This is a genomic window from Kineothrix sp. IPX-CK, from assembly GCF_039134705.1.
Classification (GTDB): Bacteria; Bacillota; Clostridia; order Lachnospirales; family Lachnospiraceae; genus Kineothrix; species Kineothrix sedimenti.
In genome coordinates, this window is sequence record NZ_CP146256.1 from 180,026 (window position 1) to 195,579 (window position 15,554).

At 44.1% G+C, this 15,554-nt stretch carries 13 protein-coding genes; 12 read left to right on the forward strand and 1 reads right to left on the reverse strand.

The genetic code is table 11. The annotated features are described in order from the left end of the window. Positions 1-64 precede the first annotated feature (64 nt). From V6984_RS00880 to V6984_RS00925, 10 genes are all read left to right on the forward strand, one after another. Positions 65-727 carry a hypothetical protein gene (locus V6984_RS00880; RefSeq protein WP_342757944.1) on the forward strand — a complete coding sequence of 221 codons (663 nt, stop codon included), beginning with the start codon at positions 65-67 and terminating at the stop codon, positions 725-727. A 76-nt stretch (positions 728-803) separates the two neighbouring features. Further along, on the forward strand, positions 804-1,244 hold the full coding sequence (locus V6984_RS00885; RefSeq protein WP_342757945.1) for a MarR family transcriptional regulator: 441 nt from the start codon (positions 804-806) through the stop codon (positions 1,242-1,244). A gap of 42 nt (positions 1,245-1,286) precedes the next feature. Next, positions 1,287-2,960, forward strand: a complete 1,674-nt coding sequence (locus V6984_RS00890) for a M3 family oligoendopeptidase (protein WP_342757946.1) — start codon at positions 1,287-1,289, stop codon at positions 2,958-2,960. A gap of 3 nt (positions 2,961-2,963) precedes the next feature. After that, positions 2,964-3,533, forward strand: coding sequence for a hypothetical protein (locus tag V6984_RS00895; RefSeq protein WP_342757947.1), 570 nt, complete (start codon positions 2,964-2,966; stop codon positions 3,531-3,533). 129 nt (positions 3,534-3,662) lie between these two features. Then, entirely contained in the window at positions 3,663-5,978 is a 2,316-nt protein-coding gene (locus V6984_RS00900; protein WP_342757948.1) for an ABC transporter substrate-binding protein, read from the forward strand. A 245-nt stretch (positions 5,979-6,223) separates the two neighbouring features. Further along, positions 6,224-7,210, forward strand: a complete 987-nt coding sequence (locus tag V6984_RS00905) for an ABC transporter permease (protein ID WP_342757949.1) — start codon at positions 6,224-6,226, stop codon at positions 7,208-7,210. A 13-nt stretch (positions 7,211-7,223) separates the two neighbouring features. Then, positions 7,224-8,990: an ABC transporter permease gene (locus V6984_RS00910; protein ID WP_342757950.1), complete on the forward strand. Its 1,767-nt coding sequence runs from the start codon at positions 7,224-7,226 to the stop codon at positions 8,988-8,990. A 9-nt stretch (positions 8,991-8,999) separates the two neighbouring features. Then, complete coding sequence (locus tag V6984_RS00915) at positions 9,000-10,187, forward strand: ABC transporter ATP-binding protein (protein WP_342757951.1); 1,188 nt, start codon at positions 9,000-9,002, stop codon at positions 10,185-10,187. A 2-nt stretch (positions 10,188-10,189) separates the two neighbouring features. Beyond that, complete coding sequence (locus V6984_RS00920; protein ID WP_342757952.1) at positions 10,190-11,200, forward strand: dipeptide ABC transporter ATP-binding protein; 1,011 nt, start codon at positions 10,190-10,192, stop codon at positions 11,198-11,200. A gap of 33 nt (positions 11,201-11,233) precedes the next feature. Then, positions 11,234-11,551 (forward strand): hypothetical protein, encoded by a 318-nt coding sequence (locus tag V6984_RS00925; protein WP_342757953.1) that lies wholly within the window; start codon positions 11,234-11,236, stop codon positions 11,549-11,551. Here the strand turns inward: V6984_RS00925 and V6984_RS00930 are convergent. Beyond that, on the reverse strand, positions 11,548-13,398 hold the full coding sequence (locus V6984_RS00930) for a DUF885 domain-containing protein (RefSeq protein ID WP_342757954.1): 1,851 nt from the start codon (positions 13,396-13,398) through the stop codon (positions 11,548-11,550). The genes V6984_RS00925 and V6984_RS00930 overlap by 4 nt on opposite strands. A gap of 213 nt (positions 13,399-13,611) precedes the next feature. Between V6984_RS00930 and V6984_RS00935 the strand changes: the two genes are divergently transcribed. Then, entirely contained in the window at positions 13,612-13,980 is a 369-nt protein-coding gene (locus V6984_RS00935) for a hypothetical protein (RefSeq protein WP_342757955.1), read from the forward strand. 375 nt (positions 13,981-14,355) lie between these two features. Further along, positions 14,356-15,531, forward strand: a complete 1,176-nt coding sequence (chvE, locus tag V6984_RS00940) for a multiple monosaccharide ABC transporter substrate-binding protein (RefSeq protein ID WP_342757956.1) — start codon at positions 14,356-14,358, stop codon at positions 15,529-15,531. Positions 15,532-15,554 lie beyond the last annotated feature (23 nt).

Here is a 15,554-nt window from a genome sequence, read left to right on the forward strand (position 1 = left end):
CATAATTTATTATGCTTGCAAATATTGTGCCTGCGGCCCAAAGTTTGCAGGCTATGAGAAAGGCATGGTTATTAATATGAATATCGGCGGAATGAGTTTTTTACAGGAGGACTATCGCAGGGCTGCGGTAACGGTACCCGCGGCCGGCAAATCGGTACTTAATAATACGGACGATTATGAATTTCTTCAAATAAAAGAAAGCCGTTTGGAGAAGGGGAGGACGGAAAGTGACGCCTTGCCTAAGAAGGGAGAAGGCGCACCCTATTCCTATCTTGCAGATGCAAATGGTATCATTGATTATAAAGGAGTTATATTCGTCTGTGATAATGAGAAGAGGGAGCTTTGTCTGGGCGATGTGCAGAGCAATCCTGACGATGTAATACGCATTCCCCTGTCAGGCGGCGGATGCCTGAAAGTCAATAGAAATAATATCGACGATTTATCCAAAGCAATCGGCATGTTTTCGCCGGAGGACATCAATCTTATTCTACGCGCTCTGAAAATGGATGCTAAGATTCAGCAGATGAAGCGGGAAATAGAAGAGATGGAAGACGGTGTAGGTAAGAGCAGCGGGGAGCAGAACGCGGACAGCGTTAAAGCGGCGAAGGAAGCCGAGGAAAATACGACGAAGGCAGGTGGCTTCAACGGCTATGAGGAGTCGGAGAAGGAGGGCGTCTTCGGCTTGCTGGAATGGCAGCTCGACCTGCTTACGGAAGAAGCGAAATAATTGAGACAGAAAGATTTGACCGTCAAAGAAAAGGCGTGATATACTTGTATTACTATGAACTACGGAGAGTGATACGGTGGAAATCAGGCGGACACTGAATGAAATACTCGTAAAGCTGTTTCGCAATATCAACGATATTGAGGAACGGGCGATTCAGACAGAGGAATATAAAGGCGTTACTACAAATGACATGCACGTCATCGAAGCGATCGGTTTGGGCAGCCCCAAGAATATGACTGCCGTCGCCAAATCCCTTGGCGTTACTACGGGCACACTCACAATAGCGGTGAACAGCCTGGTAAAAAAGGGATTTGTGAACCGGGAAAGAAGCGAAGAGGATAGGCGTGTTGTTTTAGTGTCCTTATCGCTCAAGGGTAAGAAGGCCTACGATCATCACCAGCGTTTCCATGAGGAAATGATAGACGCCGTAATTGCGCACCTTACTGAAGAAGAGAAGATTGTTTTAGAGAAAGCACTCCTGAATTTAAATGATTTTTTTATCGGCAAGAATAAGTAGGAATGGGAAAGAATAAGCTATGAGAAAGGAAAAGGTATTAATATGAAATTCAAGGATATGCCCTATGAGAGGGTAAAATACGAAGATGCGGAGAAGGAATTCCGCCAGATTATCGAGGAATTCAAAAATGCAGAAAGCGGTGAGGAGCAATTTGAGGTACATCAAAAGTTCTATACCCTTTCTAATAAGATAGAAACGACGACGATTATCGCCAATATCCGCTATGACATCGATACTGCGAATGAATTCTATGAAAAGGAAAAGGAATACTATGACGAAGTGGAGCCTAAGCTTGCGAACCTGATGGTGGAATATAGGCAAGCTATGTATGACTCCCCGTACCGTTCTTATTTAGAGGGCAAGATAGGAAAGGTGGCCTTTAAGAATATCGAGCTGGAAATCAAGTCTTTTGACGAGAAGCTGATTCCCCTCATGCAGGAGGAAAATGCTCTCACTACCAGATACAACAAACTGATCGCTTCGGCTCAGATAGAATGGGAGGGTGAGAAGCTGAATCTTTCTTTGATGCGTCCCTACCTTACGAACAGCGACAGAAATATACGTAAGAAAGCCTATGAGAAATACAGTGCCTTTTTCCTTTCCGTGGAGGATGAGCTGGATGAGATATACGACAAGCTGGTGAAGAACAGAACCGAGCAGGCAAGGCAGATGGGTTATGAGAATTACGTAGAGCTTGGCTATTACCGCATGAGGCGTAACAGCTATGACAAGGCTATGGTAGAGAACTACAGAAATCAGATAAAAAAATACTTCGTTCCCTTCGCAGAGAAGCTGCACGAGAGGAGAAAGAATCGCCTTGGGTTGGATAGGCTTTCCTTCATCGACACGGCGGTTTATTTTTTGGACGGTAACCCTGCGCCTACAGGAACGCCGGAGCAGATTATGAGCGCCGGACAGAAGATGTACTCCGAGATGTCTCCGGAAACGAAAGAATTCTTCGATTTTATGATGAAAAACGAACTGTTCGATGTGCTTGGAAGAAAGACGAAAAAGGCAGGCGGCTATATGACCTACCTTCCGGTCTACGGTGCTCCGTTCATTTTTGCGAATTTTAACGGAACCAGCGGTGATGTGGACGTAATTACTCACGAATGCGGACACGCGTTCCAAGGCTATCTGTCGGGCAAAGACCCTGTTCAGGAGCATAGGGATATTACCATGGAGACAGCAGAAATCCACTCTATGTCCATGGAATTTTTTGCGGAAGGATGGACGGAGCTTTTCTTCGGTGACAGGGCGCAGGATTACAAGAGCATGCACTTGGAGGATGCAGCAGCATTCATTCCCTATGGCTGTATGGTAGATGAATTCCAGCATATCGCTTATGCGAATCCCGATATGACTCCGAAGGAAAGACGGGCCGCATGGCTTGAGCTGGAAAAAGAATACAGACCTCATATGGATTATGAGGACGATCCGTTCTTTGCTAAAGGAGGATTCTGGCAGAAGCAGCAGCACATATATAATTCTCCTTTTTATTATATCGATTACTGTCTTGCTCAGACCTGTGCCTTTCAATATAAGGCCAAGATGGATGAGAATTACGAAGAGGCTTGGAAGAGTTATCTGAAGCTTTGCGAACTGTCGGCAAAGGACTTCTATACGGATATGCTGAAAGAGGTAGGGCTGGAAAGTCCCTTCGAGGATGGGTGCATCCGCAGTGTGATAGAGAAATTGGAAAGCAAAATGGTATAATATATGAAGAAATACCACAAAGACTATGTCCTCGAGACAGAGATCGGGAAGGGTGGCAAAGAAGAGAAAAGGTATCGGTATGCGGGAGATTATTATCTGTTTCCCGGTGCCGAAGCCGAAAAAAAGAAAATTTTTATAAAAAATTTTATCTTCGTCTTGCTTTATTTTTTGCTCATCATTACGGCGGGATTGCTGGATAATGAGGGAAGCCGTAATTTTTTTATAGCGGTTCCTTATGCATTTTTATTCCTTCCTGGCGTATATTTATCATTAGGAACGGCTGCATCCCTCAAGCTGGATGAAAAAATGCAACGGTCGGTCTACGATAAGGCGCTTGGAAGGATGTATCGAAGTTGTATAGGAATTATGGTAATTTCACTATATCTTTGTATCGCCGATTCCATCTTTATATTCTTGAATATCGGTGGAAAAAATGACTTTTTGATTGTGCGCGAAGTTGTATTTTTATTCGATAATATTGCCATTTTTTGTTTATCGTTTATACAGAAGAAATACTTGCAAAATCTGAAAAAAAGGGTTATGATAGGCAAGTATAACAATGAGGTTCCGTAGATAAACGGGACTTCTTTGTGTTTTTGGTATGATTTGCAAATTGTATACAAGTTGTAATCGTGCTAAGATAAATGCAGTTGTATTGCTGCATACAATAATACAAATAAAACCAAAAAGGAGGAAGAATTTATGAAAAAGAGAATCATTTCTCTTATGCTTGCGTCTGTAATGGTAATCAGTACTTTGGCGGCATGCGGTTCCAGCAATACGGGAACAAACGAAACGCCTGCTGAAACACCTGCTGCAGAGACGGAAGCCACAGATGAAAGCGCTGCGCAGACGGGCAGCGACACACCCTTAGTTGTAGGGTATCGGGATTTCAGTGAGAAATTCAGCATGTTCTTCAGCGAGACAGAATATGACAAAGACGTTGCGGCAATGACACAGGTAATGCTGACGGATGTAGACCGCTCAGGTGCGGTAGTAATGAATGGAATCGAGGGAGAGACCATCAATTACGGCGGAACAGACTATACTTATACGGGAATTGCCGATACCACGGTAACACAAAACGATAATGACACGACAACTTATGACTTTAAGCTGCGTGACGATATTACCTTCAGCGATGGAGAACCGCTCACGGCAGATGATGTTATTTTTAACTTATATGTATATTTAGATTCTGCCTATGACGGATTTACGACATTGAACACACTTCCTATCATAGGCCTTAAGAATTATCAGGCGAACTCTACGGCGGCGGACAGCGTAACGGCTGATGATGTAGCGACTTATGTAGAATCCATGCCGGAAGCATTACAGACGGCAGTATCCGAGAACATAATCGCACCTACACTAACGGCGGAGAAGGATTGGTGTACAGAAAACTATGAAGCACAGGGGGCAGCTTCCGCAGAAGAATTCTTTGTAGCTTGCTACAGCACGGATGACTCCTATGATATAGCAGGAAAAGACTATGACACTATCGTAAGCGATGTCATCGCTATGTACGGCGGAGATTATAAAACTCTTGGAAGCAATTATGCAGGAGATGAAGCTTATTTTGACGCTGATGTTACTTCACTGGCAGAGAAACTGCTGATTGAAGAAAAGGTGGCAGCAGGCGAAGGCGAGGAAGTTCCTAATATCGAAGGCGTTAAAAAGCTTGGCGATTATGAAGTGTCAGTTACGATAAATGGATTTGACGCTGCAGCAATTTACAAGTTTGTTGAACTCGGTATTGCTCCGCTTCATTACTATGGCGATAAGTCACAGTACAATTATGACAACAATCAGTTCGGCTTTCCCAGAGGTGACCTGAGCATAGTAAAAGAGAAAACAACAACTCCTATGGGAGCTGGTCCCTATAAATTTGTTAAATACGAAAACAAGGTTGTTTACTTTGAAGCAAATGATACTTATTTCAAGAGCGCTCCGAAAATTAAAAATGTACAGTTTAAGGAATCTGATGAATCTGATATGATTCCGGGTGTACAGCAGGGTACTGTCGATTTATCAAATCCTGACGGAAGTAAAAAAGCATTTGAACAAATTGCTGAAATCAACGGCAACGGAGAGCTTGACGGAGATGTTATCATGACGGATCGAGTGGATAATCTGGGTTATGGTTATATCGGTATCAATGCGGACACAGTTAATGTGGGCGGAGAGGCATCCTCTGAACAGTCGAAAGATTTAAGAAAAGCAATCGCTACGGTTCTTTCCGTATATCGTGACGTGTCCATCGATTCATACTATGGCGATGCGGCAAGCGTAATCAATTATCCGATTTCCAATACTTCCTGGGCGGCTCCTCAGAAATCTGACGAAGGCTATCAGGTAGCTTATTCTGTGGATGCAGAAGGCAATCCGATTTATACGGATTCTATGAGCGCGGAAGATAAATATGATGCAGCACTTCAAGCAGCGCTGGGATATTTTGAAGCGGCTGGTTATACCGTAACGGATGGTAAGCTGACAGCAGCTCCGGCAGGTGCGAAGCTGACTTATGAAATCATAATTGGCGGTGACGGTAAAGGCGACCATCCGAGTTTTGCAATCCTTACGGACGCGAAAGCAGCATTCGAAACGATTGGATTTACATTAGAAATCAACGATCCTACCGATACAAATATCATGTGGGATAAGACCAACGCACGTACACAAGAACTTTGGGCAGCGGCATGGCAGGCAGAGCCTGACCCGGATATGTATCAGACCTATCACAGCGAGAGCACTGCAAGCAATTACTACCAAATTGCGGATCCGGATTTGGACGCTTACATCATGGATGCGAGAACGAGCTCAGATCAGGGTTACCGTAAATCTATTTATAAAGAATGCTTGAACATCATTATGGATTGGGCGGTTGAAATTCCGGTTTACCAGAGACAGAACTGTATTATTTACAGCCCTGAACGTATTAATGCGGATACCTTTACTCCGGGAGTAACCACATACTACAAATGGTGGAAAGAAATCGAGAATTTAGAAATGAAATAATGCAATAACAAAATAAGATATATTTATTCTGAGCCCGCTGGGTATTGGCGGGCTCGGTTTATGGATAGGGCCTTTTGACTTACTGGTTTAACGAATTAAAGCGATAAAAACTTGCTTCAAATCGAAATCTGAACATTTTATAGTTGTATTATTAATTAATTCGATTAAAATGTTTTTATATAAATAATGTATTAAATACAAAGTTTTAATTAAAAAAGGGATAAGAAGAAAGCTGGAGGTTTGGAATGAAGAAATTTTTAATCAGAAGACTATTACTCAGTATTGTTATACTGTTTTTTGTTTCTTTCATCATTTATTCCATAGAACGCTGCCTGCCAACCTCCTATGTGGAAGGAAAGGCAAGACAAATGTCTCAGAAGGCGGGGGCGAGGCCCTATGAGGAGCTGTTGGAGCAGCTGACGAATTCTTACGGACTGGAAGGAAATATGCTGCAGGGATATGCGAAGTGGCTTTCCAACGCTGTAAAGGGAGAGTTCGGGGATTCATGGGTTTGGAGTAAGCCAGTTACCGAGAAGTTTAAAGATGTGATATGGTATTCCTTTGCCATGTCCGGTATATCTTTTATTTTCCAGGTAATAGTAGCAATTCCTCTTGGTATTTTGTCTGCGAGAAAGCAATACAGCAGGGCAGATTATGCGGTCACAGTATTTGCGCTTATCGGTATTTCCCTTCCTACCTTTTTCATAGCTACTTTATTGAAATGGGTATTCTCCATCAATCTGGGATGGTTTGATTTGTATGGAATTGTTGGCCGTATGCACGAACAGCTTTCACCCATAGGACAACTTTTGGATATGGGCAAACATTTGATATTGCCTGTCGTTACGCTTACAGTTGTCAGTGTAGGTAATTTGATGCGCTATACCCGGACCAATATGCTGGAGGTACTTAATTCCGACTATATTCGTACGGCCAGAGCCAAAGGACTTTCTGAGAACAGGGTAATTAATTATCATGCATTCCGCAATATACTCATCCCTATCGTAACCTTGCTTGGAAGTACGATTCCTACCTTGTTCGGCGGTGCGATGATTACGGAGACTTTATTTCAGATTCCCGGAATCGGATATACCTCTTATTTGAGCCTGACACAAGGAGATGTACCGTTTACCATGTTTTACATGGTGTTCCTTGCGATACTGACGTTGTTAGGAACGCTGATTGCGGATATCCTGTATGCGGTAGTAGACCCAAGGGTCAGAGTAAATTAGGAGGAGGGCTGAAATGAGCGCAGATAGTAATAAGCAGGACAAGGATGTGCAGAGAGATTTGGAGCAAAATCAGAATGAGTATATCAGCACCTCCGGGGCGTTGGATGATGAGCAGAGAGTAAAGGTATTGTCGCCGGGGGCGTTGGTAGCGAAACGATTTTTTAGAAACAAGCTGGCAATGGCAGGACTTATCATTCTGGTAACGATGTTTTCATTTTCCTTTATAGGAGGTATGCTCACTCCTTATGGGGAATCTCAGGTTTTCAGGAAAAATGATGTTATTTTGAAGGACTTCGCCATGATGTCTGAGAATAACGATTTTCTATATACCAATGCGGAAGGGAAGGATTTCCCCTCTATTGCCGGAGCGAAGATGATTTTGGCAGTCAATAATGGGGAGACTGCCTTTGAAGCAAAGGATGTGACTTACTCTCTCATAAAAGAGGACGAAAATTTGTATCAGGTTGCGCAGCTTTCTCCGGTAGCCAACGTATTGACCTTAAAGGGAAAGAGCAGTTTTACTGCGGAAGAAGAAAGCGGCGCCGTATCGGAGGCTATGAAGAATGCATATGAGGCGGCTGTTGCGGCAGGAGAAGACAACTTTGAAGCCGAGGGTGTTTCTTATTATATCGTGAAAAACGGAAAAGAAAGCGCGATTTCCATAATGGACAGAACGGCTCTGGCAAGCAAGAAAGTATTCAGTGCACAAGGTGGGACAACACTTTCCTATGAATTTAAGTTAAACGCTGAGAAAGCTTTTAACGATCATGCATCCTCCTTTAGTGCGGATGGAAATACGTACGAGCTGGAGGCAGGAGAAAATACCGGCTTTATACGCTTGGATGGAGAAGACTATGCGATTATCTCTGCCTATGCGGTTCGTCCGGTAGGCAGCGAGGCGCTTTCCCTGCCCTTTATCAGAGCAGTCCAGGAGTCGGTGCTTGCAAATGAGGCCTCCATGGAATATACGGCGGACGGCGGTGACAGCACACACTATAAGATTGAAACGAAGGGAAATGAATTCAAGATTCGCTCTGAGCAGATGACACAGCTCAACGATGATTTCGCATCTCCTAACAAAGCACATTTTATGGGGACTGATGGAAACGGCATGGACGTGCTTACCCGGCTGATGTACGGCGGCCGCATCTCCCTGATGATCGGCTTCGTGGCGATTGCTATTGAGATTTTATTCGGAGTGGTCATCGGTGGCATAGCGGGATACTTTGGGAAATGGATCGATACCATCCTTATGCGTGTGGTGGATGTCGTTATCTGTATTCCGGCGATGCCCTTATATATTATCGTGGGCTCTATCATGGACTATTACCAGATAGACCCCAGAATTCGTATTTATCTGCTCTGTGCGATTTTGGGACTTATTAACTGGCCTCCTATTGCGAGAATGGTGCGCGGACAGATTCTTTCCTTCAGAGAGCAGGAGTTTATGACGGCAACGGAAGCTACGGGTATCCGTGTGTCCAGAAGAATATTCAAGCATTTGATTCCTAATGTAATCCCTAATCTCATCGTTATCGCAACTATGGGTCTGGGTGAGATCATCATTATGGAGGCGACCTTAAGTTTCCTCGGAATCGGTGTAAAGTTCCCCTATGCGTCATGGGGCAATATCATCAATTCCGTAAACGATATATTCGTCATGACGAATTATTGGTTCGTATGGATTCCGGCAGGGTTCCTCATATTGATTACGGTGCTTGGATTTAACTTTGTCGGCGACGGGCTTCGAGATGCGTTTGACCCGAAGATGAAAAGGTAGGTGAGGCAGATGAGCTTTTTTAATAAAGAAAAAACAAAGGACGCAAACTATATCTCTGCCAGGGAATCCAGAGCGATATCGAAAGAAAATAAGAAAATAACGGATGAAATAGAGAAGAAGCGTAAACGTAAGCATATTCCTGAAGAAGAATATGTGACAAAGATGAAGAATCCCGATAATGTTGTGGAATTCGATAACGTGCATACCTATTTCTTCACCGATATCGGAACGGTTAAATCCGTTGACGGAGTTTCTTTCGACGTGCCGCAAGGCAAGACGGTAGGCATCGTAGGGGAATCCGGCTGCGGAAAGTCAGTGACCAGTCTTTCTCTGATGCAGCTCGTACAGCGTCCGCAGGGGCAGACGGTGGAGGGTGAGATTCGTTTCAATACCGGAGAGCAGGCGATTAATGTGGTGAACGCGCCTATGGAGACGATGCAGAAGCTTCGCGGCAACTACATGTCCATGATATTTCAGGAACCGATGACGAGCCTCAACCCGGTATTCCGTATCGGTTTGCAGGTGGATGAGGTCATCACGCTTCACAATCCACAAATGAGCAAAGAGGAAGTGAAGAAACGTACGATAGAGATGCTGGAGCTGGTAGGCATTGCCAACAGTGAGGGAGTGTATAGGATGTACCCTCACGAGTTGTCCGGCGGTATGCGGCAGAGAATTTGTATCGCCATGGGACTGGCGTGCAACCCAAGACTCATCATAGCGGACGAGCCGACTACGGCGTTAGATGTGACGATTCAGGCGCAGATTCTCGATCTTCTGCGCGGTTTAAAGGATAAGATTAATTCCAGCATTATGCTGATCACCCATGACTTAGGCGTAATTGCGGAGATGGCGGACTATGTCGTAGTAATGTATGCCGGCCGCGTGGTGGAGCAGGGAACTGTTCAAGAAATTTTCAATTCTCCCAAGCACCCTTATACAGTAGGGCTTATGGCATCCAAGCCGGTGGTGGGGAAAGAAATCGACCGTCTTTACAGCATTCCCGGTAAGGTGCCTAACCCGGTCAATATGCCGGATTACTGCTATTTCAGGGATCGGTGCGAGAAAAGCGTGGAGGCGTGCATGGGCAAGTATCCCGGGCAGACGTCGCTTAGTCCAACCCACATGGTGAACTGTTACCTCTATGAGGAAGGTATGGTCAGCAATAAAAAGAACGAAATGAAGGAGGGAGAATAAGAATGAATACGGTTTTAAAAGAAACAGCTTATGAACCTCTGAAACACGACGATAACATTTTAGAAGTTTCCCATCTGAAAAAGTATTTTCCAATAAAAGGCGGTGTCTTTTCCAAGGTAGTAGGGCAGGTAAAGGCGGTGGACGACGTGTCTTTTTCCATTAAGAGGGGAACCACTATGGGATTAGTAGGGGAGTCCGGCTGCGGCAAATCCACCACAGGAAGAACGCTTCTCCGCCTTATAGACAAGACGGATGGAGAAGTTCTGTTTGCGGGAACGGACATCTACTCACTTAACAAGAGAGAGATGCGCGCCCTTCGTCCTAAGATGCAGATTATTTTTCAAGATCCATATTCCAGTCTTTCCCCGAGGCTTCCCGTAGGCGAGATTATCGGAGAAGCAGTTAGAGAGCACAAGCTTGTGCCTAAGAACGGGCTGGATGAATATGTAACGAAGATTATGGCTTCCTGTGGTCTGCAGACCTATCATAAGGATCGGTACCCTCATGAGTTTTCGGGCGGACAAAGGCAGAGAATCTGTATTGCCAGAGCGTTGGCACTGAATCCCGAGTTCATCGTATGCGATGAGCCGGTATCCGCGCTGGATGTATCCATTCAGGCTCAGATCATCAACCTGTTAAAAGATTTGCAGGAAGAATTCGGTCTGACGTATCTGTTCATCTCCCACGATTTATCAGTGGTGGAGCATATATCGGATACCGTGGGCGTTATGTACCTTGGCAGTATCGTAGAGACCGGCGCTACGGAGGATATTTTTGCGAATCCTCTGCACCCCTATACGAAAGCTCTTTTCAGTGCTATTCCCGTACCCGACCCGGACATGAAGCGGAACCGCATTATCTTAGAAGGAAGTATCCCTTCTCCGGCTAATCCTCCGGCAGGCTGCAAGTTCCATACGAGATGTAAGGACTGCATGGAAATTTGTAAGACGCAGGAACCGGTGTCCAAAGACATGGGAAATGGCCATGTGGTAAAATGCCATTTATATGATTGATTAATTCGATGAAAACGGTGAATAATATAAATTATGGGTAAAAAGAGAAAAGACGAGAAAAAGGAAGAACTAAAGCAGTACGAAGATATTACTGTGGCAAACATGAATATAGAAGGTATGCCGTGGTATGTGAAGAAACCGGAAGACCTGAGGCCTTCCGGCGCTACTTCTGCCAATTCGGGAAAAGATTCCGATGCTGGCGCTTCTCGCCTTGCAAACGAGGAAATGCTCACTCCCAAGGAAACGAGGCGGCTTATTGTTAATTCCGTGCTCGCAGCGCTTTTTATAGGGGGAGTATTTCTTTTCGCTATTTTTCTCTTTTTACTGTTTTGTATCTATGTATGGTTTTAAGATTTTTTTGTATCCTTATTTTTTTCCAGCTGCAATTTCAGATTGGTGAAATCGGCAGGGCCATTTTCCAGATAAAACTTGTGGAAGCGATATTCGCTGTAGTCATTTCCCCATAGCCGCTGTGCTTCTTTCTTTAATTCAAGAACTTCCAAGTATCCCAAATAATATTTTAAATAAGTGCCCGGTTCCTCCACGATATACTCATAAATCGCTCTTGTAGTGGCGACGTTGGAGATTCCGATAGTGGATAATATTTTGTGTACCTGCTTATAATTCGCTCCCTCGTAATGAATGGCAATGTCCAATAAGGAATAGAGGCAAAGCTGTATCTGGCGGTCCAGCTTATAGGATTCATAAAGTCCCTCTGCGCCTGGATTCGTATCCTTCATAAGGGCCTTCGCATAATCATAGGCCATAAGCTCTACATACATCGCCCATCCTTCCGCATAACCGCTGTAGGACAGAAGGGAACGAATGGGATTGACATCAGTTTTATTGAAGTATAGCTGAGAGTAAACTGTCTGGTACAGGTGACCGGGATAGCCTTCATGGGCGAGTGTTGTGTAAAGCTCCACTCCCCCGTCGTTATTTTTCTGGTTGATATATATCACATTCTCTCTTATGTCATCCAAAGGAGGAGTAAGATAGAAGGCGGGACTGCTATATTCCTCCAGGTTTTTTGAAATGGACTTTATTGTACAGATGGGCAGCTCTCCCCCCTGCGAAGCTTCGGATAAAGCGGGGAAGTCCTCCTGCATCATTTGCTGAAGACTTTTTAGCATATCGGAAGGTTCTTCGAAACGGAACGAGACGCTGGATGTCTCTTGTGCAGTCAGAATAGAAGGCTTGCTCTGTAAAAGGCCGTACATAGAGTCGAAATTATCATTGAAATCCTGGAAAAGCAGCGCCTTGATGCTGTCGATATCTCGATAGGAGGCGGTGTGGGAACGCAGGATATATTTATAGTACTCACGTCCGCCCGGATAATAATACAGGCCGTTTTCGTTCTTTCCGCTGCCCCTTAACAGAATCAGCTCATCTCCCAGCTTTTGATAGGCAGGGAGCATAACAGTAGTAAGCAGCCTATTGTTCTGGGATATATAATACTGTTTCTCTTCCTCTGATATTATGCCGGAGGAAAGCAGGGAATCCAGCCTTTCCTCAAAGGTTGTATTTAGGAAATGGGTACCTTGTGAAAGGGAGGATTCATCCATGATCGTATCGCATTGTTCTATGACTTTATCTACAGAATAATCGGGCATAAAAAGCCCTTCTGCGGACTGCTCCTTAAGGTACTGGGCAATGCCCTCAAAATAAGTATCGGTCTGGTCCAGGAGGGCCAGATAGTCATCCACATCTCTTTTGTTCCTGAAAGCGTATTCTGCGAGCAAAATAGGAAGCTGCGACTGCATTCCTGAGGAAGGAGAGAGCGGAGCAGAATAATAATATAGAGAAATACCAGTCTTCTCATTTTCCAGATAGGGTACGAGCAGTCGATAAGTATAAGCATCCTGTTCGTTTAATTTGGAATCATCAAGAGAATACAGACGTTCCAAAGAAGTAACTATTTCCTGCAGGGAAGCCTCTTTATCCTCCTTGGAGTAAAAAGGAAGGACAGACTCGTAGGAGTCTATGCCAAAGGAAGAAGGAGTTGCTACAGTATAGTGCATATTCAAGGTGTTTGCCGTCAGCTCTGAGACGAAGAAGTCCTTGGCGAAATTCTGAAAGGATCGGGAATCCTTAGTGGAGAAAAAGGAAAAGGAGCCTGCAAGGAGCAGTAATGCGAAAGAGGAAAAAATCGCCGCCTTGCGTTTATTGGAAAGATGAAGGTTCATGAATTTTTTCAAAGAAAATACCTGATGCCGTTTTTTAGAATATATGACAGCCTAGAAGGAAAGATGTATTGAACCCCCTGTTTTGGAAAATAATTGACATGAAGTATAATGTATCTTATGATACACATAAATAACAATGGAAACGAAGTTTTCACCGTAAAAAGTAACAGAATTGTACAAAAAAGTGAAAGTGAAAGCTATAAAAGAGACGGAGGAATAAGTCAAATGAGTGACAGGAATGGAAACGGAGAAGTAAGCACAAATAAAGAAGGATACGAGGGAAAGAAGAAAACGGGCTATTTGCCCACAAGGCTTTCATTAACGATTCGTCTATTGGTCGCCGCCTATTTAGTTTACATCGTATATTCTCTTAAGGGCGTAAATGAAAAATATGCGGGAACAGAATTGGTATTCTTCATTATAGCAATGGTCGTATTCAGCATTATTGCTGTATTTTTAATTGTACATTCACTCCGCGCTCTGTCTACCGGGAGATACGTGGGCGGAGCTATGGATACAGACAGTATAGATGATGCCCCGGAAGACCCGGACAACTCCGATGAATCTGCGGATGAAGAAGAAAGAAATGAATAGAGGATAAATGGCTGTGGCTTCGCTGCATACTCATATAATTACGCCCGCGATTAAGGAATAATAGTTGTATATATACAAATTTGAAAAGTTGCATCGTATTTGTGCATAAAAGACATGAAAACTTGTTGACAAAAAGAAAAACGAAGCATAATATATAAATACAAGATGGGTGCAGGAATTAATTTATGTAAAATAAACCTACAAAAAGTTACAAAATGTAGCAAAATGCACAATAAATATTGTTTTATGACAAGTCCTCATGTAAAAACGGAATTGGAATATTTTTTTGATTTCCGTACAATGTCATACAAATAATTGCACGTCTTGTAAGCACAAATTAATCCGATGTACTATTATTCCAAGGGAGGAAAAAGTATGAAAAGAAAACTCTTAAGTGCCATCATTAGCGTAGCTATGGCAGCAACTCTGTTAGCGGGCTGTGGAAGCACAGTTGCAACAACGGAGACTCCGGCAGTGACAGAGACTACAGAAGATACGGCAGCTCCTGCAGAGGATACAACAGAACCGGCAGCAGATACAGCAGCGTCAGGCGCCGGCAAAAAAGTAGGTGTAGCAATGCCTACCCAGTCATCCGAAAGATGGATCAACGACGGCGCGAACATGAAGAGTCAGTTGGAGGCACTTGGATATGAGGTTGATCTTCAGTATGCGGAAGATGATGTTCAGGCTCAGGTTTCTCAGATTGAGAATATGATTGCCGGCGGTGTAAACTGCCTCGTAATCGCATCTATCGACTCTCAGGCACTCGTTAACGTTGAAGAACAAGCTAAAGCGGCAGGCATTCCGATCATCGCATATGACCGTCTGCTTATGGACACGGATGCAGTTTCTTACTATGCGACCTTCGACAATAAGGGCGTAGGCACTGCGATCGGTAAATATATCGAAGAAAGCAAAGATTTACCGGCGGCTAAGGCAGCAGGTGAATTCTATACCATCGAATTCTTTATGGGTTCTCCTGATGATAATAATGCAGTAATGTTATATAACGGAGTTATGGAAGTGCTGCAGCCTTACCTCGATGACGGTACGCTCGTATGTAAATCCGGGAGGACTTCCTTTGAAGATACATGTATCTTAAGATGGTCTCAGGAAACAGCTCAGCAGAATTGTGAGAATTATTTAACCGGTTTCTATGCGGATGATAAACTCGATATCGCCTGCTCGGCATTCGATGGGTTCGCATACGGTATTAAAGCAGCTCTTGAGGGCGCTGGCTACACCTTAGGTGAAGACTGGCCGCTCATCACCGGACAGGATGCAGAGCTTATGGCAGTTAAGAACATCATCAGCGGATATCAGACAATGTCCATTTACAAGGATACACGTCTCCTCGCTGAAAAGTGCGTAACGATGGTTCAGGCAGTTTTGGAGGGTTCTGAGCCTGAAATCAACGATACCGAGCAGTACAATAACAACAAGCTCGTAGTTCCTTCTTATCTTTGCACACCGGTAGCGGTTGATTCCGGCAACTATGAGGAAATTATTGTTGACGGGGGATACTACACAGCTGATCAGTTAGCTGAATAATAAAAAAGTGTGGGCGGCGGCAT